We start from the raw sequence: 20,530 nt of genomic DNA, 5'->3' as shown, positions 1-20,530 counted from the left end.
GCCCGCCTGAGCGCAGGACCGGCCCCGGCTTGCCCGCCTCAGCGCAGCGTCAGCCCAGGCTCGGCCCCCTCCGCCCCCGCGAGCTCCAGCACCCACACCTCGTTCTCGCCCTCGCGCAGCACCGGGCCCGGTATGAACAGCGAGTCCTGGGGCCCGGCCGACCAGTAGCGCCCCAGGCAGAAGCCGTTCACCCAGACGAAACCCCTTACCCAGCCGGTCAGTTCCAGCGTCGCGTCCCCGGCGCCGCGTACCTCGAACGTTCCCCGGTGCAGCCCCCGGCCCCCGCGGTCCGGCCCGGTCGGCGACGCCGCGCGGAACGGCAGCTTCGCGACCGCGGCCGGGTCGTCGAACGCGTCGAGCCGCAGCCCCTGGGCCCGTACCCCGTGCAGATACTGCCGCTCGTGCAGCACCCCGCCCGTCAGGCCCTTCGGCTCACCCAGCCGGGGCCCGTAGTTGACCCGGCCGAGCGACTCCACCCACAGCTCCACCGAAGCCGGCCCCGCCACCGGCGCGCCCAGCTCCGTGTGCACTCCGTCGACGTACAGCCGCACCACATCGCGCGCTCCGGGAGCGGTCAGCGGATACGGCTCACGCGGACCCGGCACCCGCACGCTGTAACGGACCAGACCCCGGTCGACATCCAGCTCCTCGAAGGTCGGCGGAAACCCGGTGAGCTGCTCCGGGCCGCCCAGCGCGTCCATCACCCCGCCCAGCGGCACCCACTCGGGCAGCGTGGCGCCCACGGGCTCAGCCAGCACGGCGGGCGGCGGCGGCAGCTCCGGCAGCGGCTCCCGCGCGTACGGCGCCAGCACCTCGCGGAAGAGCCAGAACTTCTCGGTCGGCCGCCCGTACTCGTCGACCGGCGCCCCGTAGTCGTACGAGGTCACGGTCGGCTGCAGGGCGCCGTCGTGCAGCTCACCCGAGCGGTTGGCGCCCGCCCAGCCGGCGAAATTCGTACCGCCGTGCGCCATGTACAGATTCACCGAAGCGCCGCACTCCAGGATCTCCCGCAGCGCCCGCGCCGCGTCCGCCGGATCCCGTACGACGGGCTCCGCGCCCCAGTGGCCGAACCAGCCGCACCAGAACTCCATGCACATCAGCGGGGACTTCGGCCGGTGCCGGCGCAGCACATCGAAGCCCTCGCGCGCGTTCGAGCCGAAGTTGGCCGTGGCCAGTACCCCGGGGACCGAACCGCCGGTCAGCATGTGGTCCTCGGGCCCGTCCGACGTGAAGAGCGGCACGCTCACGCCGAGCCTGCGCAACAGCCCCGCCATATGGCGCAGATAGGTCTGGTCGGATCCGTAACTGCCGTACTCGTTCTCGACCTGCACCATGATCACCGGGCCGCCCCGGTCGATCTGCCGGGGCACGATCTCGTGCATGAGGTGGTGGAACCAGCGGTCCACCTCCCGCAGATACGCAGCGTCACGCGTCCGCACCCGCGGGCCGAGCGGTCCGGTCAGCCAGTGCGGCAGCCCGCCGTTCTCCCACTCGGCGCAGATGTACGGTCCCGGGCGGACGACCGCCCAGAGCCCGGCCTCGTGCGCGGCGTCCAGGAACCGGCCGAGCGCCTGCACATCGTGGAACCGTCCCTGCTGGGGCTCGTGCAGATTCCATGGCACGTAGGTCTCCACGGAGTTGAGCCCCATGGCCCGGAGCATCGCCAGCCGGTGCCCCCACTGGTCCTCGTGCACCCGGAAGTAGTGCAGTGCCCCCGACAGCAGCCGGACCGGCCGCCCGTCGATCAGGAAATCCTCGTCACCCACAGTGAAATCAGCCACGCCGTCACTCTCACCCCTGGCGGCAGCCCGGTCCATGGACAAAGATCAACGTTCATTGGACACAAGAGCCGGACACCCGAGCCGGACAAAAGAGCCGGACACCGGAGCCGGACGCCGGAGCCGGACACCAGGACCGCAGTGAACAGCCGGCCCGTGAGGGAACACGACGCACCGCACCGGGAGGACGGAAAAGGGATGTACCACACCTGGATGCGCTATTTCACCCCGAGCCCCGTCCACCACAAGCTCGGTCTCGTCTGCCTCGGAGTCGGGCTCCAGCACGGCACCCTGCCCGCGGTCGGCCCGCGCACGCTCGACCACCATGTCGCCGTCGTCGTCGGCGCGGGCAGCGGCTGGTACCGCGGCGCCGACGGACGCCGTACGGCCGTCACCGCCCCCGCGCTGATCTGGATCACGCCCGGCGCCACCCATCACTACGGAGCCGATCCGGTCACCGGCTGGGACGAGTCCTTCGTCGACTTCACCGGGCCCGCCACCGCCACCTACACCGAACTCGGCTACATCGAACCCGACCGGCCCGTCGTCCCGCTCGCCGACGTCGCGGGCGCACGGGCGGCCGTGGGGCGCATCGTCCGCGCCGCGCGCCGCGGGAACCCGCTGCTCGAAGTGGAGAGCGGGGCCGCCGTGCACGAACTGCTCGTCGCGCTGCGCCGCGCCCGCGCCGACACCGACGCCGAGGGCGCCCCCGTGCTCCAGGCGCTCGCCCGCGACGCCTTCCAGCCGCTGACCGTCGCCGAACACGCGGCCCGGCACGGCATGACCCCTGCCGAACTGCGCACCGCCGTACGGCAGGGGGCGGGGTGCAGCCCCAAGGACTACCTCCTGGGCATCCGCCTCGGCCGCGCCAAGGAACTGCTCGCCGCCACCGATCTGCCGGTCGCGGCCGTCGCCCGCAGAGTGGGCTACGACGACCCGGCGTACTTCTCCCGGCTGTTCACCCGCCGGGTCGGGAAGGCCCCCGTCGTCTTCCGCCAGCAGCAGGGGAACACCGTCCCCGGCGGCTGGAGTGACCAGATACCGGACCCCGACAACCCGCCGACGATCACGACGTAAGCTCGACGACCATGACCGAGACAGCCCCGTCCGTACAGGCCGAACTGGACCGTCTGCGCGGCTCCATCGACAACATCGACGCCGCCGTCGTCCATATGCTCGCCGAGCGCTTCAAGGCCACCCAGCAGGTCGGCCTCCTCAAGGCACGCAACCACCTCCCGCCCGCCGACCCGGCCCGCGAGGCCCGCCAGATCGCCCGGCTGCGCAGCCTCGCCGAGAACGCCAGACTGGACCCGGCCTTCGCCGAGAAGCTGCTCAACTTCATCGTCGCGGAGGTGATCCGGCACCACGAACGGATCGCTGAGGGATCTGCGGAGGGATCGGCGGACGGCACCGTGGACGGTCCGGCTGAGGGCCCGGTGGACGGTCCGGCCGAAGGCAGCTGAACGGTGTCCGGCGACGGCCGGTGACCGGACCGCCACACCCCCGTACCACCCGGCCACCGCAACCGATTTCCCCGTGCGCGCTGTCGGTGGCGTACGGCACGATGGGGGCCATGTCCGTACTGACGCGCGATGAAGCGCAGCTCCGAGCCCAGCTCCTCGATGTCCAGCGGTACACGATCGACCTCGATCTGACCCAGGGCGACGACACCTTCGACTCCCGCACCGTCATCCGCTTCTCCGCGCGTGCGGCCGGAGACACCTTCGTCGAGGTCAAGCCCGCCGAGCTGCGCTCCGTGACCCTCGACGGACGGCCCATCGACCCCGAGACGCTCTCCGGGAACCGGCTCCCGCTCCCCGGTCTCACGGCGGGGGAGCACGAGCTGCGGGTCGACGCCTCGATGCGCTACTCGCGCACCGGTGAGGGCCTGCACCGGTTCACCGACCCCACCGACGGCGAGACCTACGCCTACACCCAGCTGTTCATGGAGGACGTCCAGCGGGTGTTCGCCGCGTTCGACCAGCCCGACCTGAAAGCCGTCTTCGAGCTCGGGGTCACCGCGCCCGACGGCTGGACCGTCCTCGCCAACGCCGTCACCCGCCGCACCGACGGCGGCCACTGGCAGGCCGCGCCCACCCCGCTGGTCTCCACCTATCTGATCGCCGTCGCCGCGGGCCCCTGGCACTCCGTGACCACCGAGCACGCCGGGCTCCCCTTCGGCCTGCACTGCCGCCGCTCCCTCGCGCCCTACCTCGACGCCGACGCCGAGGAGATCTTCGAGATCACCCGCGCCTGCTACGACCGCTACCACGAGAAGTTCGACGAGCCGTACCCGTTCGACTCCTACGACCAGGCATTCGTACCGGAGTTCAACGCCGGCGCCATGGAGAACCCGGGCCTGGTCACCTTCCGCGACGAGTTCATCTTCCGCTCGGCCGTCACCGACACCGAGCGGCAGACCCGCGGCATGGTCATCGCCCATGAGATGGCCCATATGTGGTTCGGCGACCTCGTCACCCTCCGGTGGTGGGACGACATCTGGCTGAACGAGTCCTTCGCCGAGTACATGGGCTACCAGACCCTCGCCGAAGCCACCCGCTTCACCGGCACCTGGGTGAACTTCGCGATCGCCCGCAAGACCTGGGGTTACGACGCGGACCAGCGCCCCTCCACCCACCCGGTCGCCCCCGACCCGGCCCTCGTCCCCGACACCGCGTCCGCGATGCTCAACTTCGACGGGATCTCCTACGCCAAGGGCGCGTCCGCGCTGCGCCAGCTCGTCGCCTGGCTGGGCGAGAAGGACTTCCTCGCCGGGATCAACGTTCACTTCGCCCGCCACCGCTTCGGGAACGCCACCCTCGCCGACTTCATCGACAACCTGGCGTCCGCCACCGACCGGGACGTCCACGGCTGGGCCGCGCACTGGCTGGGCACCACCGGGGTCGACACCCTCACCCCCACCGTCACCGAGACCGACACCAGCTGGTCGTTCGGCGTCGCCCACACCGGCAGCCGCCCGCACCGCATCGCCGTCGGCGCCTACGACCATGACCCCGTCGACCCCGCCCATCTCGTCCTGCGCGAACGCTTCGAGATCGATGTCCCCGCCCCCACCGCCACGGACGATGCCCCGAAGATCCGCCAGGGCCGCCGCCCCGACCTGCTCCTCCTCAACGACGGCGACCTCACCTACGCCAAGGTCCGCCTCGACGCCGGGTCCTGGGAGACCGCCGTACGCGCACTCTCCGGCCTCCCCGACCCGCTGACCCGCGCCGTCGTCTGGAACGCCGCACGCGACATGGTCCGCGACGGCGAACTCCCGCCCGCCGCCTATCTGGACGCCGCACTCGCCCACCTCCCGCACGAGTCGGACCTCGCCGTCGTCGAGGGCGTCCTCACCTTCGCCGCCACCCAGATCGCCGACCGCTATCTCCCCGCCGCCGACCGGCCCGCCGCGCTCGCCACGATCAGCACGGTCTGCCGTGCGCTGATCCGCCGCACCGAGGACGGCAACGACCCTGGGCTCCGCCTCGTCGCCGTCCGGCACTTCATCGACGCGGCCACCCAGCCCGACGGCATCCAGGCCTGGTTCACCGACGGCGGTGTACCCGGCGGACCCGAACTCGACCCGGAGCTGCGCTGGCGCATCCTCCAGCGCCTCGCCGCACTCGGCGCCGTCGAGGAGAGCACCATCGACGCCGAACTCGACCGGGACATCAGCGCCACCGGCCAGGAGGGCGCCGCCCGCTGCCGGGCGGCACTGCCCGCACCGGAGGCCAAGGCCACCGCCTGGCAGCAGATGTTCACCTCCGACGATCTCTCCAACTACCTGTTCATCGCCAACGCCCGCGGCTTCTGGCAGCCCGAACAGACCGCCCTCGTCGCCGGGTACACGGAGCGCTTCTACGAGGACGCCGTCGCCCTGGCCGGCCGCAGGGGACCGGCCATCGCGGAGGCAGCGGGGCGGTACGCCTTCCCCGCGTACGAGATCACCGCCGAGGCACTCGCCCGCGGCGAAGCCTGTCTGCGCGACACCGAGATGATTCCCGCCCTGCGCCGCAAGCTCGCCGACCAGCTCGACGACCTGCGGCGCGCCCTGGAGGTCCGCGGAGCCTGACAGCGGGGGAGCCGGGCGTCCGGCGGAAGCCCGACTCCGGGAGGAGCCCTGTACCGGGGGAGTCTGATACCGGGGCGAGCCCGGCGCCCGGGGGTGCGCCCGGGGGGCCTGCCGCCGGCCGGCCGCCCCCTTGTACCACCCCGGGGGCTCCAACTTCCCCCCGCACGCGGGCAATACCACTTTCGGGTTGACCTCGTTGTGCTCTTCGGGCGCGCCGCCTGTCCCCCGTACAGGCTGGGGCGACAGCCCCGAGCGCACCGAAGGACACCCGTATGAGCACGCCGCCACTCGCCGGAGGGGCCGCAGGGCCGAGCGCCCTGCGGCCCCTCGTCGGTACCGTCCTCGACGCGCTGCACGACGGGGCCGCCGAGCGGATCGGCCCCCTGCCGTCCGGCGGCCCGGAGACCGTCGCCGCCCGGGTGCGGGCCACCGCCCACCCGGTACTGCCCGAATCCGGGACAGGCGCCGAAGAAGCCCTGCGCACCCTGGTCCACGCCCTCACCGAAGGCGCGGCCGACCCCGCCGACCCCCGCTGCGCGGCCCATCTGCACTGCCCGCCGCTGGCCGTCGCCGCAGCCGCCGACCTCGCCGCATCCGCCCTCAACCCCTCGATGGACTCCTGGGACCAGGCCCCCGCCGCCTCCGAACTGGAAGCCCTCGTCACCCGCGCCATCGCCGCCGAGGTCTACCCGGAGAACAGCTGTCCCGAGGCCGGTGCGCTCATCACCACCGGGGGCAGCGAGTCCAACCAGCTCGCCCTGCTGCTCGCCCGTGAACGCCACGGCGCCGTACGGATCGTCTGCGGCGCCAACGCCCACCACTCCCTGCACCGCGCGGCCTGGCTCCTCGGCCTCCCCGAGCCGCTGACCGTCCCCTCGCCCTCCGGGGTCATTGACCTCGCGGCGCTGGACGAAGCGCTCACCGCGACACACGGGCCGGTCCTCGTCGCCGCCACCGCCGGCACCACCGACGCCGGACTCATCGACCCGCTCCCCGAGATCGCCGACCTCTGCGACCGCCACGGCGCCGAACTCCACATCGACGCGGCCTACGGCGGACCGCTGCTCTTCAGCGCACTCCACCGCCCCCTGCTCACCGGCATCGAACGCGCCCACTCGGTAACGCTCGACCTGCACAAACTCGGCTGGCAACCGGTCGCGGCCGGCATCCTCGCCGTCCCCGGGCCCGCCACCCTGGACGCACTCACCCACCAGGCCGACTACCTCAACGCCGACGACGACACCGAAGCGGGCCTCCCCGACCTCCTGGGCCGCTCCCTGCGCACCACCCGGCGCCCCGACGTCTTCAAGATCGCTGTCACCCTCCGCGCCCTCGGCAGGAGCGGCGTCGCCGCACTCGTCGACCGCACCTGCGCCATCGCCGCGGAACTCGCCGGGCTCGTCGAGGCCCACCCCGGCCTGGAGCTCTACGACCGGCCCACCATCTCCACCGTGCTCTTCCGCCCCACCGGAGCGGACGACGAGACCGTGGCCGCCATCCGCCGCACCCTCCTCACCGAGGGCCACGCCGTACTCGGCAGGGCCCGCGCCGACAACCGCCTCTGGCTGAAGGCCACCCTGCTCAACCCCCACGCCACCACCGGTGACCTGGAAGCTCTCCTCAAACTCCTGGAAGGCAGTACGCCCCGATGACCGACCAGCAGCCTCCCGTAGACCAGCCCCACGACCTGGTGGGGGTCGGCATCGGACCGTTCAACCTCTCCCTCTCCGCCCTCGCCCACCCCCTCACCGAGCTCTCCACCGCCTTCTACGAACAGCGCCCCGCCTTCCACTGGCACCCCGGCCTGCTCATCGAGGACGCCACCCTCCAAGTCCCCTTCCTCGCCGATCTGGTGACCCTCGCCGAACCGGCCAGCCCCTGGTCCTTCCTCAGCTACCTCAAGGAACGCGAGCGGCTCTACCCCTTCTACTTCGCCGAGCACTTCCACATCAGGCGCACCGAGTACGACGCCTACTGCCGCTGGGTCAGCGAGAACCTGCCGGGGCTCCACTTCGGCCACCAGGTCGACGCCATCCGCTGGAACGCCGAACACAACCTCTTCGAGGTCGACTTCACCCAGCTCGACGCCGACGGGGAGGCCGAGGCGCTCGGCCGCGCCCACGCCCGCAACCTGGCACTCGGCGTCGGCACCGAGCCGTACATCCCGGAGACCCTCAGGCCGCTCGCCGAAGCGCCATCCGTACCCGTCATCCACTCGTCCGACTACCTCGCCGGCCGTGAACGGCTCCTCGACGCCGGGCACATCACCGTCATCGGCGCGGGCCAGTCCGGCGCCGAGATCTTCCTCGACCTGCTCAGGGCCCGCCCCGCGGGCCAGGAGAAGATCACCTGGCTCGCCAGGACCGAGGCGTTCGCCCCCATGGAGTACTCCAAGCTCGGCCTGGAACACTTCACCCCCGACTACACCCGCTACTTCCACCAACTGCCCGAGTCCGCCCGCGACTCCCTGGCCCCGCAGCAGTGGCAGCTCCACAAGGGCATCGACGCCGAGACCATCGCGGCGATCCACAGCGAGCTCTACCGGCGCACCCAGCACGGCGGCTGGCCCGACGCCGTCCTCACCCCGGGCGTCACCGTCCGCACCGCGGGACGTGTCGCCACCAGCAGGGTCGAACTGCACCTCGAACACGCCCGGCAGGGCAGCCGCTCCCGCCTCGTCACCGACGCCGTGGTCCTCGCCACCGGCTACCGGGAGCGCCCGCTCGACGGCATGCTCGCCGGACTCGACCCCTATATGCGGCGGGACGCATCCGAGCGCCCCCGCATCGACGACCAGTACCGGCTGCTCCTCGACCCCGCCGTCACCGGCTCCGTGTACGTACAGAACGCCGAACGCCACACCCACGGCGTCGGCGCCCCCGACCTCGGCCTCGCCGCCTGGCGCAGCGCGACCATCCTCAACTCCCTGACCGGCAAGGACCCCTACCCGCTGCCCCGGCGCACCGCGTTCACCAGCTTCGGCCTCGACCGCGAGCACGCCCTGCCCCCGCAGCGCCGCTCCCGTCTCGTCCCGCTGGCCGAACACGGCTGAGCGCGGCGGCGGAAGGCCGGACCCGCGGACTGCGGCTCCGGCCGGAGCCGGAGCCCGCGGAGTACGGGATCAGAAGACCGGTGTACCGTCCCGCGTCAGCTTCCAGTCCACCGAGGCGAACTGCGACGCGTCCACCGTGCCCTTCGCCTGCACCCAGGCGATGATCGTGTTCCGGATCTCGTCCGAATTGGCCCACAGCTGCTTGGCGGTCGGCACATGCGGGAAGTTGCCGCCGCCGCTCGCCCGGTAGTTGTTCACCGCCAGCACGAACTGCGCCGCCGGGTCGATCGCCTTGCCGCCGAAGGACAGCTTCGCGATCCGTGAACCGGGCGCCTTGGCGATGTCGATCTCGTACGTCAGACCCGACACCGCGTCGTAGTTGTAGTCCGGGGTGTCGTCCGCGTTCGTCAGCTTCGCGGTGTCCACCGGGCCGCCCGCGGGCGTCTGCACGTAATAGCGCGCCGAGAACTCCAGATAGTCCTTGAGCTGCGCGCCCGTCATCAGCCGCGCCTCCAGCGTGTTCTCGAACGGGTAGAGCCCCGCCGCGTCCTTGATCGTCACGTTCCCGGCGGGGATCTGCGCCGTACGCGAGAAACACGACGCCTGCGAGAGCACCGGCAGCGCCGCGTACGCACCACCGGCCAGCGCCGCCTTCACCGTGTCGGTCTGGACGGCGTTGATCAGATCGATGATCGGCTCGTCCTTCCAGGGAGCGTCCGCCGTGGTCATCGCCGTGGACGAGGTTCCGATCACCTTGTTGACGTACGCCACGACCTTCTTGTGCTCGTCCGTCAGCAGCTTGACGAGCTTCGGGTCCTCCGCCGCCGTATTGGAGTTCAGCACCCGCGCACCGGCCTTCTCGACCGTCCAGCGCCCCTTCTCCCAGACCAGGTCGAAGTCGAAGACCGTGAGCCGCTCGCCCCACATCAGCGGTTCGGAGAGGACGACCTGCTTCCCCGTCTTCTTGTTCTCCACGAACTTCTCGGGGATCTCGACATGCGCGTGGCCCACCAGGATCGCGTCGATCCCCGGCACCTGCTCGGCCACCAGAGCGGCCGCGTTCTCCACATACGGGAGCTGGTCGCCGTACGAGGACGTGCCGCTGGCGCCCGAGTGCGCCGCCACGATCACCACGTCGGCGCCCATGGAGCGCAGCCGCGGCACATACTTCGCCGCCTGCTCCTCAAGCCCCGGAAACACCATCCTGCCCTGGACGTTCGCCTTGTCCCACAGCGCGATGCCCGGGTTCGTCAGCCCGAGTACCGCGACCTTCACATCCCGGCCGTGCGGGGTGCGGAGCGTCCTGAAGACGTACGGAGCGAACGCCGGCTTCATCGTCTTCGCATCCAGGGCGTTGGCCCCGAGCAGCGGGAAGCGGCACTGCTCCTCGAACTTCCGCAGCACCGGAATGCCGTAGTTGAACTCGTGGTTGCCCAGCGCCGCCGCGTCGTAGCCGATGTGGTTCATCGCCTGCGCCATCGGGTGCACCGGACCGTGCTTGGCCGTGATCGGGTCGATCTTCGCGTAGTAGTACGACAGCTGGGTGCCCTGGATGGTGTCGCCCGCGTCGATCATCAGCGTGTTGTGGCGGCCCTTCTCCTTGCGGATCCCGTTGACCAGCGTGGAGATCTTCGCCAGGCCCACATCGTTGTGCGCGGCGTCGTCGAACTCCTTGTCCGTGAAGTAGTCCCAGTTGAAGACATGGCCGTGCAGATCGGTCGTCCCCATCACGGTGAACGAGTACCGCCGCTGCGGGCGGTGGCCGTGGCCGTGCCCGTGGGCTTCGGCGGGCACCGCCGTGCCTCCGGCGATGGCCACACCGGCGCCGGCGGCGGCCGAAGTACCCAGGAAAGTCCTACGGTTGAGCGGCATTCAGTCTCCTCGTCACAAACCACAACGCGCGTAGATGCGGACAACAACCATGCACAACGCGCGTAGATTCTGACCCAGGAGCCACACACCGCAACACCCCCCGGAGGTTTCGATCTGATGACCGCCCACTGTCGTACCGGGGTGCGACAGTGGGAACCATGACCGATGCCACAACGGACGACGCTCCGGCCCCCGCAGCCCTCTACGGCACGCCCGACGCGCCCCGCGTCGCCGTCCGCGGCGAGGCGACCCTCGAAGTCGAGCCCGAGACCGCCACCCTCACCGTCACCGCGAGCGCACGCGGCAAGGGCCGGCGGACGGCCCTCCAGGACCTCACCCGGCGCAACAGCGCCCTGCTCGAACTCGCCAGGGGATACGGCGCAGCCGTCGAGAGACTGGAGAGCGGAGCGCTCTCCGTCAGCCCCGAACTGGTGCAGCACGGCAGGGGTGAGAAGATCCGCGCCTACTCGGGCCAGGTGCGGATCACCCTCGTCCTGAACGACTTCACCGCACTCGGCGAACTCACCTCCCGCCTCGCCGACCAGGAACTGACCCGCGTCGACGGACCCTGGTGGGCGCTGCGCCCGGGATCGCCCGCACACCGCGACGCCCGCAGGCAGGCCGTGGAGGACGCCGTCATCCGCGCCCGGGAGTACGCGGAAGCGCTCGGCGCCCGGCTGACCGCCCTCGTCGAGCTCTCCGACCCCGGCGCCGAGGGCGCGCGGCCGCCGGCCCCCGGCTTCGGGGGCAGCCGCATGTTCGGTTCACCGGGGGCGCCGGGCTCCGACGACGTACCCGCCATCGACCTCGAACCGCAGCGCCAGACCGTTCACGCACAGGTGAACGCCCGTTTCACCATGTCACCACCAGTGCTCTGAAGTCCCACGCGGGGGTCTTCGCATTCCGTTTTCGGGCCATCGGAATTGCTCATCAGAGCACCCCCGCGCACAATTCAACAGTTGTCAATAGCCTTCCGGGTAAAGGGTGTTGAGTTGTCCTGTGGGACTCCTCACTTACCCATCGGTAAGGCATACGCTCGAACCATGCGCCGAGCAAAGATCGTTTGTACCCTGGGCCCCGCGACCGACTCCTACGACCAGATCAAGGCACTGGTCGAGGCCGGAATGGACATGGCCCGATTCAATCTCAGCCACGGCAGCTACGCCGAGCACGAGGAGCGTTTCCACCGCGTCCGCAAAGCCGCGGAGGAGACCGGCCGCAGCGTCGGCATCCTCGCGGATCTTCAAGGTCCGAAGATTCGCCTCGGCCGCTTCGCCGAAGGCCCCGTACTCCTTGAACGCGGCGATGAGTTCACCATCACCGTCGCCCCCGGCGCCCGGGGCGACCGGAGCAGCTGCGGCACCACCTACGGCGGACTCGCCGGTGACGTCACCACCGGCGAGCGCATCCTGGTCGACGACGGCAAGGTCGCCCTGGAAGTGACCTCGGTCGAGGGCCCCCGGGTCCACACCACGGTCGTGGAGGGAGGCATGGTCTCCGACCACAAGGGGCTGAACCTGCCCGGTGTCGCGGTGTCGGTCCCCGCGATGTCGGAGAAGGACACCGAGGACCTCCGCTGGGCCCTGCGGGCCGGGGCCGACATCATCGCGCTCTCCTTCGTTCGCAGGGGCCGGGACGTCGAGGAGGTCCACCGGATCATGGCGGAGGAGGGCCGCACGCTCCCCGTCATCGCCAAGATCGAGAAGCCGCAGGCCGTGGAGAACATCGACGGCATCGTCGCGGCCTTCGACGGCATCATGGTCGCCCGCGGTGACCTCGGCGTCGAGATGCCCCTCGAACAGGTGCCGATCGTCCAGAAGCGCGCCGTCAAGCTGGCCAAGCGCAACGCCAAGCCCGTCATCGTCGCCACCCAGATGCTCGACTCGATGATCGACAACTCCCGGCCCACCCGCGCCGAGGCGTCCGACGTGGCCAACGCCGTCATCGACGGCACCGACGCCGTGATGCTCTCCGGTGAGACCAGCGTCGGCAAGTACCCGGTGGAGACGGTCCGCACCATGGGCCGCATCGTCGAGGCCGCCGAGGAGGACATCCTCGCCCGCGGACTGCCCCCGCTGAGCGACCGCAGCAAGCCCCGCACCCAGGGCGGGGCGGTCGCCCGCGCGGCCGCCGAGATGGGCGACTTCCTCGGCGCGAAGCTGCTCGTGGCCTTCACCCAGTCCGGCGACACCGCGAAGCGGCTCTCCCGCTACCGCTCACCGATCCCGCTGCTGGCCTTCACCCCCGACCCGGCGACCCGCGCCCAGCTCACCCTCACCTGGGGCGTCGAGACCTATCTCGGCCCGCACGTGGAATCCACGGACGAAATGGTCGCGCAGGTCGACGAACAACTGCTGAGGGCGGGCCGCTGCCGCAAGGGCGACATCGTGGTGATCACAGCGGGCTCCCCGCCCGGTGTCCCTGGCTCCACGAATCTGGTGCGCGTGCACCATGTGGGGGAGGACGACAGCCCGAAGTGACGGCGTGCCACTCTGGGTGACGGTGCCTGTCTGCGAGTAGCAAAGAAAAGAGCGGACATTCACGAGAATGTGAACATCCGCTTCTGGAATGGTGCCGGGTATGGGATTCGAACCCACATGTCCTTTCGGACAGAGGTGTTTGAGACCTCCGCGTCAGCCAATTGCGCCAACCCGGCCAGGTTGCCGGTGAGAAGTGTACCTGGTAACGGAAGCGCACAGCAGCTAGGTAGGCTGCATGGGCAGCTGCATCTGCCCCTGAACGAGGAGCCCCCGTGACCGCCCCCGAGTCGCCCCAGCCCGTCGCCGACGACGACAAGTCGCACGTCCCGCCGCTGACGACCCGTGTCGTCATCGCCGAGGACGAGGCCCTCATCCGCCTCGACCTCAAAGAGATGCTCGAAGAAGAGGGCTACGCGGTCGTCGGCGAAGCCGGTGACGGTCAGCGGGCCATCGAGCTGGCCCGGGAGCACCGGCCCGACCTGGTGATCCTCGATGTGAAGATGCCCGTGCTCGACGGGATCTCCGCAGCCGAGAAGATCACCGAGGAGTCCATCGCGCCGGTCCTCATGCTGACCGCGTTCTCGCAGCGCGACCTTGTGGAGCGGGCCAGGGACGCCGGAGCGATGGCGTATCTCGTGAAGCCGTTCTCCAAGAGCGACGTCGTGCCGGCCATCGAGATGGCCGTCTCCCGCTTCACCGAGCTGAAGGCCCTGGAGCAGGAGGTCGCGGACCTCTCGCAGCGGCTGGAGACGCGGAAGCTGGTGGACCGGGCGAAGTCGGTGCTGCAGACGCAGTACGGGCTCACCGAGCCCGCCGCCTTCCGGTGGATCCAGAAGACGTCGATGGACCGCCGCCTCTCGATGCAGCAGGTCGCCGAGGCGGTCATCGAGGACGGCGAGGAGAAGAAGGCGGCCAAGGAGCAGTAGGCCCCGCGTCGACGTTGGTCGGCCGAAACGGCCCGCGCCCGGAACTCCCGGGAGCGGGCCGTTTCGCCTGTGCGCCGCGGGGCGGGATCAGTCCTCGCCGAGGTACGCCTTGCGGACCGACTCGTCGTGCAGCAGGTCATGGCCGGTACCGGCGAGCGAGATCCGGCCGATCTCCATGACGTACCCGTGGTCGGCCAGGGAGAGTGCCGCCTGCGCGTTCTGCTCGACGAGCAGGATCGTCATGCCCTGGGACTTCAGCTCGACGATGGTCTCCATGATCTTCTGCATCATGATCGGCGAGAGGCCCATGGAGGGCTCGTCGAGCATCAGCAGCTTGGGCTGTGACATCAGTGCCCGGCCCATGGCGAGCATCTGCTGCTCACCGCCCGACAGGGTGCCCGCCGCCTGCTTCCGGCGTTCGCCCAGGATCGGGAAGAGGTCGTAGGCGCGCTGGATGTCCTTCTCGATGCCCTCCTTGTCGTCCCTGAGGAACGCTCCGAGCTGGAGGTTCTCGAAGATCGACAGACGCGGGAAGATGTGCCGGCCCTCGGGGGAGTGGGCGAGGCCGAGGGCGACGACCTTGTGGGCCGGGATACCGGCGAGCGGCTTCCCGTCGAAGGTGACCGTGCCGCCGACCGGTTTGATCAACCCGGAGAGGGTGCGCAGGGTGGTGGTCTTGCCGGCGCCGTTGGTGCCGATCAGGGTGACGACCTGGCCCGCCTCGACGGTGAAGGAGATGCCCTTGACGGCCTCGATCTTGCCGTAGGCGACCCTGAGGTCCTGGACCTCCAGGAGAGCGGTCACTGGGTGTCTCCTTCGGTACCGGTGGTGCCGGCCGTACTGGTGGCACCGGTGGCGCCGGCCGTACTCGTGCTGCTGGCGGGTCCTGTCGCGCTCTGGGCCTCGGCCGCCTCGACCTCGGCCACCTCCTCGTCCCCCGGCGCGCCCTCGAAGGGCGTCCCGAGGTAGGCGGCGATGACGCGTTCGTCGCCCTGCACCACATCCGATGTGCCCTCGACGAGCTTCTCGCCCTGGACGAGCACGGCGACGCGGTCGCAGAGATTGAAGATGAACCGCATGTCGTGCTCGATGACGAGGACGGCGATGCCCTGGTCGCGGATGGCGAAGACCAGCTCCTCGGTGGCGCGGGTCTCCTGCGGGTTCATCCCCGCGGTGGGCTCGTCGAGCAGCAGCAGGCCCGGTTCGCTGGCCAGGGCGCGGGCGATTTCGAGCTTGCGCTGCTCGCCGTACGGGAGGTTGCGCGCGAGGTGGTCGGCCTTGTGCGCCAGGCCGATGAACTCCAGGAGTTCCATGGCCCGTTCGCGGGACCTGGCCTCGGCCCGGTGGAAGCCGGGGCCGCGCACGATGGCGGACCAGAGGCCCTCCTTGGTCCTGGTGTGGCGGCCGACGAGGACGTTCTCCAGGACCGTCATATTGGCGAAGAGCCGGATGTTCTGGAAGGTACGGGCGATGCCCGCCTTGGTGACCAGGTGCGGCTTGGGCGGCAGAACGGTGCCCCGGTAGCTGACCTTGCCCTCGGTGGGGACGTAGAGGCCGGTGAGGCAGTTGAAGAAGGTGGTCTTGCCCGCGCCGTTGGGCCCGATGAGGCCGACGATCTCCCCGGCGTTCACGGTGAGGTCGACGTCGCGTACGGCGGTGAGGCCGCCGAAGCGCATGATGACGCCTTCGGCCTGGAGCACGGGGGCACCGGTGGCTTCCGGGGCCGGCGTGGTTGTCTGCGTGGTCATGTCGTTCCTCACGCCCCTGCCTTGCCTGCGGTGACGGGTTCGTCGCCGGTCGTGCGCTGTTCCGGCAGGACGGGTGCGCTGTCCTCGTGGAATTCGAGCTGGCGCCGCCGGTTGGCGATGACGCCCTCGGGGCGGAAGCGCATCAGCAGGACGAGTGCGATGCCGAAGGCGAGCAGTTCGTACTGCTTGAGGAAGCCGAGCTTCTCCGGGATGAGGTAGAGGAAGGTGGCGCCGAGGATCGGCCCGCCGACCGTGCCCATCCCGCCCAGGACCACGGCGGCCAGCAGGAAGGCCGAGTTGGGCGGTGCGGCCCCGGCGAACTGGTACGGGGCGGGTGTGACGCTGTAGGTCACGTGTGCGCTGACCGTACCGGCGAGGCCCGCGAGGGTGGCGCCGAGGGCGAAGGCGATGAGCTTGACCCGGAAGCCGTTGATGCCCATGGCGGTGGCCGCCGTCTCGTCCTCGCGGATGGCGATCCAGGAGCGGCCGATACGGGAGTCGGCCGCGCGCTTGAAGACCAGTACGACGAGTCCGGTGATCACCAGCATCAGCAGGAAGTAGTTGGCGAACCTGCCGAGGGTGAAGCCCGCGATGTCGTGGGAGGCGCCGAGGTTGAACCCGAAGAGGTCCAGGTCGGGGATGGAGGGGATGCCGTTGGGACCGTTGGTGATGTCGGGCCCGGATGAGCCGTCGAGGCTGTTCACCGCGATACGGAAGATCTCTCCGAAGCCCAGGGTCACGATCGCGAGGTAGTCGCCGCGCAGTCGCAGGGTGGGCGCGCCGATGAGGACGCCGAAGATCAGCGAAGCGGCCATTCCGGTCAGCGCCGCCGCCCAGAACGGGAACTGGACGCCGGAGAAGGTGGAGAACTCGGAGCCGGAGACCAGGGCTGCGGCGTAGGCGCCGACGCCGAGGAAGGCGACGTATCCGAGGTCGAGGAGCCCGGTGAGGCCGACGACGATGTTGAGGCCGAGGGCGACGGTGCCGAAGATGAGGATGTTCACGCCGAGGTTGGCGTTGTGGTCCTCGCTCTGGGTGAACGGGAAGATCGCGGCGGCCAGGAACGCCATGGAGGTGGCGAAGCCCTTGTGCCGGGCGTTGAGCTGGGAGAAGCGGTCGGTGAGTCCGGCGCTGAAGAGGGCCCAGGCGCCGAAGACGACCAGCAGGACAAACGAGACGAAGACTTCCGGCTGTTCGTCGGGGACGCCGATGCCGTAGGTGAAGACGATCAGACCGAGCGCGGTGGCCGCGGTGATGACCACACGCTGTCCCCAGGCAGGGAGGGCGCGGGGTGCGGGGATCGGGTCGGCCTTGGCGAAGTAGGACTTTGCCGTGGTACCGGGCCGGGGCAGTGCGAGGGTGCCGGCGAGGGCGATCACGGCGCCGGCCGCGGCGACCCAGCCGCCCGGGTCGAGGTTGACGAGCCCGCCGAGTTCGACAGCGATGGCGAGGACGACGTACCAGACGACGGCGAACGTGGCGAGTGCCGCGAGGAAGACCGGAGAGGTCCCGGCGCCCGGGTTGAGCCAGCGCAGTCCGCGGACGCGGGCATGGCTGAGGACGGAGAGGAGGGTGACGACCGCGCCGATGACCACGAGGTACTGGAGCCCTGAGGGGTCCCCCGAGTAGGTCAGGTCGTCGGCGAAGTCGGACTTCCAGGTCCAGGAGAGGAAGGCGCTCACGAGGGTGAGGACGGCGCCCACGAGGGTCAGCGCACGGGCGGCGACCAGTGGGAGAGGGATCAGCGGGCGTACGCCGACGGGCTCGGCCGGGCCGGTGGGTCGGGCCGCTCCGGCCGGCTCGGTGGGCTCTGCCGGTCCGGTGGGCTCGGTGGATCCGGCGGGCTCAGCCGGGCCGGTGGGCTTCGCGGCCGGGTCGGCCGCACCGGTCCGGCCGGTTTCGGCGGTCCGGTCGGTCTCGTCGGCCGGGTTGCTGTCGTCGGCGGGGTTGGTCTTGTCGGTGTCCATGTCCGTCACGCCCTGTCCGCGACTCGTTCGCCCAGGAGACCTTGTGGTCGCAGGAGCAGTACGAGGATCAGCAGGACGAAGGCCCAGACCGCGGACCACGCCTGGCCGCCGAGCTGCTGCATGCCGGGCACCTGGTCGATGTAGGCGGTGGCCATGACCTCGGCGACGCCGAGTACGAGACCGCCGAGCATGGCACCGTAGATGTTGCCGATGCCGCCGAGCACGGCCGCGGTGAAGGCCTTGAGGCCCGCCTGGAAGCCCATGCTGTAGTCGACGTTGCCGATCTTGAAGCCGTAGGCGACACCGGCGACGGCGGCGAAGAGGCCGCCGATGGCGAAGGCGATCACGATGATGCGGTTGGTGTCGATGCCCATGAGCTGGGCGGTGTCCGGGTCCTGGGCGGTGGCCTGCATGGCGCGGCCGGTGCGGGAGGTCCGGGTGAAGACGGCGAGTGCGGCCATGCAGAGGGGGGCCGCGATGATCAGGAAGAGGTCGCCGCTCTGGATGTCGATGGATCCGAGGTGGTACGGGCCACCGGGCAGCGGCGGGAAGACGCGGGCGTTCTCGGCGCCCGGGTACCAGTTGAAGATCGCCTGCTGCAGTGCGAGGGAGAGGCCGATCGCGGTGATGAGCGGGGCGAGCCGTGGTGCGCCGCGCAAGGGCCGGTAGGCGAAGCGTTCGGCTCCGATGGCGACGAGTACGGCGACGATGGCGCCACCCACCAGCATCGCCGGGAGGGCGATCCACATCGAGGTGCCGTCGGGCAGCACGTACATATAGACCGTCAGGGCGCCGAAGCCGCCGGTCATGAAGATCTCGCCGTGGGCGAAGTTGATGAGCTGGACGATGCCGTACACCATCGTGTATCCGATGGCTATCAGCCCGTACATCGAGCCGAGGAACAGCCCGTTGGCCAGCTGTTGCGGCAGGGAGTTCACCGCATGGCCTCCATGTGGGTGGGAAGTGAGCAAGGGGAGACTGCGGGCCGCGCGGCGACGGGTCGTCGTGGCCGCGCGGCCTGTGCACTGCGGTGTTGCCGGTCAGCCGGCCGGCGTGTAGACGCCGCTCTTGACGGCCTTCCAGGCGCCGTTCTTGACCTGGTACACGGTGAGCTGCTTGTTGGTGGTGTCGCCGTACTGGTCGAAGGAGACGTGTCCGGCGATACCGTCGAAGTCCGTCTTCTGCACGGCCTCGACGATCTGCTGGCGGGCGTCGGACGGGACCTTGCCGTCCTTCACCACGGAGCCGACCGCCTTGATGATGGCGGTGGCGGCGTCGTAGGAGTATCCGCCGTAAGTCCCGTAGTCACCTGTGTACTTGGCGGCCTTGTACTTCGCGATGAAGTCCTTGGCAGCGGGCAGGGACTCGACGGGGACGCCGACGGATGTGGCGAGGTCGCCCTCGGCCGCCTTGCCCGCGGTCTTGATGTAGGTGGGCGAGAACATGCCGTCGCCGCCCATGAGCGGGATGTGGGCGCCGGCGTCCTTGAGCTGCTTGGTGATGATCTGGGACTCGTCGTACTGGCCGCCGTAGTAGAGGATGTCGGCGCCGGAGTTCTTGATCTTGGTGACAAGGGTGGAGAAGTCCTTGTCCCCGGTGTTGACGTGGTCCTGGCCGGCCAGCTTGCCGCCCGCCTTCAGGAAGTTGGACTTGAAGAGCTTGGCGAGACCGGCGCCGTAGGTCTGCTTGTCGTCGACGACGAAGACCTTCTTCTTCTTGAGCGTCTGCCCGGCGTACTGCGCGGCGAAGCCGCCCTGGAGGGCGTCCGTGGTCGCGGTGCGGAAGTACGTCTTGTACGGACGGGTCTTCGAGGTCTGCCAGTTCTTGCCCTGGGTGAGCTCGGGGGCGGTGTTCGCCGGTGAGATCTCGACCATGTTGGCGGTGGCGAAGACCTGCTGCATGGTCTGTGCGACACCGGAGTTGAGCGGGCCGACGACGCCCAGGACCTTGCTGTCCGCGACCAGCGCGGAGGCGTTCTGCTGGCCGGTCGGCGGCAGGGCCTTGTCGTCCAGTGCCTTGATGCTGAACTTCACGCCGGGCACCGTGTTGTTCTTGTTCGCGTCATCGATGGCGACCCTGACGCCGCCCTGGATGCCGAGGCCGGTGGCGGAGTTCGCTCCGGTGAGCGGCGCGTCGACGCCGATGACGACCTCGGTCTTGCTGTCGCTGCTGCCCTTGCTGTCCTTGTTGTCGCGCGATCCACAAGCGGTGAGTGTCAGTGCGCCTGTGGTCAGCACGGTGGTGAGTATGAGCAACGAACGCTGTCGCACGATGAATCCTCTCCCTGGCGCCGTCGCCTCTGCTGAGGCGCCGTAGATCTCGCCGGGCCGTACTGGATTTGGTACAGGGCCGTGCTGCAGACGCGCCCGGCGGCGCGGTGACTGGGCGTGACTCTAAGCGCAGGTGACGGAAGTGCGGACCATTGAAGGTCAGGATGTGACTGTCTTGTTATGCCCGAAGAGGTGAACGGCGGGCGCACTGCGGACAGTTGGGAGAAATGCGGTCACCATGTATCTGCCCGGGATGTGAGAACGCGCAGTTCCGCTAAGGGGCTTGAGGCGATCATGGTGCTGTCGGCGGTGTGCGGTCCGGGTGTCGCGAAGCCGCCGCCGGACTGTCCGGCGGCGGC

At 69.9% G+C, this 20,530-nt stretch carries 15 protein-coding genes and 1 tRNA gene; 8 read left to right on the top strand and 8 right to left on the bottom strand.

Features of this window, described 5'->3' with window-relative positions:
* Positions 1-38: 38 nt before the first annotated feature.
* Positions 39-1,781 carry a glycoside hydrolase family 35 protein gene (locus ACWGKJ_RS25425; protein WP_385023194.1) on the bottom strand — a complete coding sequence of 581 codons (1,743 nt, stop codon included), beginning with the start codon at positions 1,779-1,781 and terminating at the stop codon, positions 39-41.
* 195 nt (positions 1,782-1,976) lie between these two features.
* Between ACWGKJ_RS25425 and ACWGKJ_RS25420 the strand changes: the two genes are divergently transcribed.
* From ACWGKJ_RS25420 to ACWGKJ_RS25400, 5 genes are all read left to right on the top strand, one after another.
* Positions 1,977-2,855, top strand: a complete 879-nt coding sequence (locus ACWGKJ_RS25420) for a helix-turn-helix domain-containing protein (RefSeq protein ID WP_385023192.1) — start codon at positions 1,977-1,979, stop codon at positions 2,853-2,855.
* A gap of 11 nt (positions 2,856-2,866) precedes the next feature.
* A complete protein-coding gene (locus tag ACWGKJ_RS25415) occupies positions 2,867-3,241 on the top strand; it encodes a chorismate mutase (protein WP_385023190.1) in 375 nt (124 codons plus the stop codon).
* Positions 3,242-3,351: 110 nt separating this feature from the next.
* Positions 3,352-5,856, top strand: a complete 2,505-nt coding sequence (gene pepN, locus ACWGKJ_RS25410; RefSeq protein WP_385023188.1) for an aminopeptidase N — start codon at positions 3,352-3,354, stop codon at positions 5,854-5,856.
* A 272-nt stretch (positions 5,857-6,128) separates the two neighbouring features.
* Positions 6,129-7,508, top strand: coding sequence for a pyridoxal phosphate-dependent decarboxylase family protein (locus ACWGKJ_RS25405; protein ID WP_385023186.1), 1,380 nt, complete (start codon positions 6,129-6,131; stop codon positions 7,506-7,508).
* Positions 7,505-8,908 carry a lysine N(6)-hydroxylase/L-ornithine N(5)-oxygenase family protein gene (locus ACWGKJ_RS25400; RefSeq protein WP_385023184.1) on the top strand — a complete coding sequence of 468 codons (1,404 nt, stop codon included), beginning with the start codon at positions 7,505-7,507 and terminating at the stop codon, positions 8,906-8,908. The genes ACWGKJ_RS25405 and ACWGKJ_RS25400 overlap by 4 nt, the downstream gene beginning before the upstream one ends.
* Positions 8,909-8,977: 69 nt before the next feature.
* On the opposite strand, the gene ACWGKJ_RS25395 is transcribed toward ACWGKJ_RS25400, so the two are convergent.
* Entirely contained in the window at positions 8,978-10,780 is a 1,803-nt protein-coding gene (locus ACWGKJ_RS25395; RefSeq protein ID WP_385023182.1) for a bifunctional metallophosphatase/5'-nucleotidase, read from the bottom strand.
* 158 nt (positions 10,781-10,938) lie between these two features.
* Between ACWGKJ_RS25395 and ACWGKJ_RS25390 the strand changes: the two genes are divergently transcribed.
* Positions 10,939-11,658 carry an SIMPL domain-containing protein gene (locus ACWGKJ_RS25390; RefSeq protein ID WP_385023180.1) on the top strand — a complete coding sequence of 240 codons (720 nt, stop codon included), beginning with the start codon at positions 10,939-10,941 and terminating at the stop codon, positions 11,656-11,658.
* 165 nt (positions 11,659-11,823) lie between these two features.
* Entirely contained in the window at positions 11,824-13,260 is a 1,437-nt protein-coding gene (gene pyk / locus ACWGKJ_RS25385; RefSeq protein WP_385023178.1) for a pyruvate kinase, read from the top strand.
* 89 nt (positions 13,261-13,349) lie between these two features.
* Here the strand turns inward: pyk and ACWGKJ_RS25380 are convergent.
* A tRNA-Leu gene (locus ACWGKJ_RS25380) sits at positions 13,350-13,436 on the bottom strand.
* A gap of 96 nt (positions 13,437-13,532) precedes the next feature.
* Here ACWGKJ_RS25380 and ACWGKJ_RS25375 point away from each other — a divergent pair.
* The gene (locus ACWGKJ_RS25375) at positions 13,533-14,186 is read left to right on the top strand and encodes an ANTAR domain-containing response regulator (RefSeq protein WP_385023176.1); all 654 of its coding nucleotides are present in this window, start codon (positions 13,533-13,535) and stop codon (positions 14,184-14,186) included.
* 87 nt (positions 14,187-14,273) lie between these two features.
* Here the strand turns inward: ACWGKJ_RS25375 and ACWGKJ_RS25370 are convergent, their stop codons facing one another.
* The 5 genes from ACWGKJ_RS25370 to ACWGKJ_RS25350 form a co-directional block, all read right to left on the bottom strand.
* Positions 14,274-14,990, bottom strand: coding sequence for an ABC transporter ATP-binding protein (locus ACWGKJ_RS25370; RefSeq protein WP_385023174.1), 717 nt, complete (start codon positions 14,988-14,990; stop codon positions 14,274-14,276).
* Positions 14,987-15,934, bottom strand: a complete 948-nt coding sequence (locus ACWGKJ_RS25365) for an ABC transporter ATP-binding protein (RefSeq protein ID WP_385023173.1) — start codon at positions 15,932-15,934, stop codon at positions 14,987-14,989. The genes ACWGKJ_RS25370 and ACWGKJ_RS25365 overlap by 4 nt, the downstream gene beginning before the upstream one ends.
* 8 nt (positions 15,935-15,942) lie before the next feature.
* On the bottom strand, positions 15,943-17,901 hold the full coding sequence (locus tag ACWGKJ_RS25360; protein ID WP_385023171.1) for an ABC transporter permease subunit: 1,959 nt from the start codon (positions 17,899-17,901) through the stop codon (positions 15,943-15,945).
* A gap of 5 nt (positions 17,902-17,906) precedes the next feature.
* The gene (locus tag ACWGKJ_RS25355; protein ID WP_385023169.1) at positions 17,907-18,839 is read right to left on the bottom strand and encodes a branched-chain amino acid ABC transporter permease; all 933 of its coding nucleotides are present in this window, start codon (positions 18,837-18,839) and stop codon (positions 17,907-17,909) included.
* 102 nt (positions 18,840-18,941) lie between these two features.
* Positions 18,942-20,171 (bottom strand): branched-chain amino acid ABC transporter substrate-binding protein, encoded by a 1,230-nt coding sequence (locus ACWGKJ_RS25350; protein WP_385023167.1) that lies wholly within the window; start codon positions 20,169-20,171, stop codon positions 18,942-18,944.
* Between the last annotated feature and the right edge of the window lie 359 nt (positions 20,172-20,530).

The sequence above is a fragment of the Streptomyces sp. NPDC054757 genome (assembly GCF_053612185.1).
This window is presented reverse-complemented; position numbering and strand designations above follow the sequence as displayed.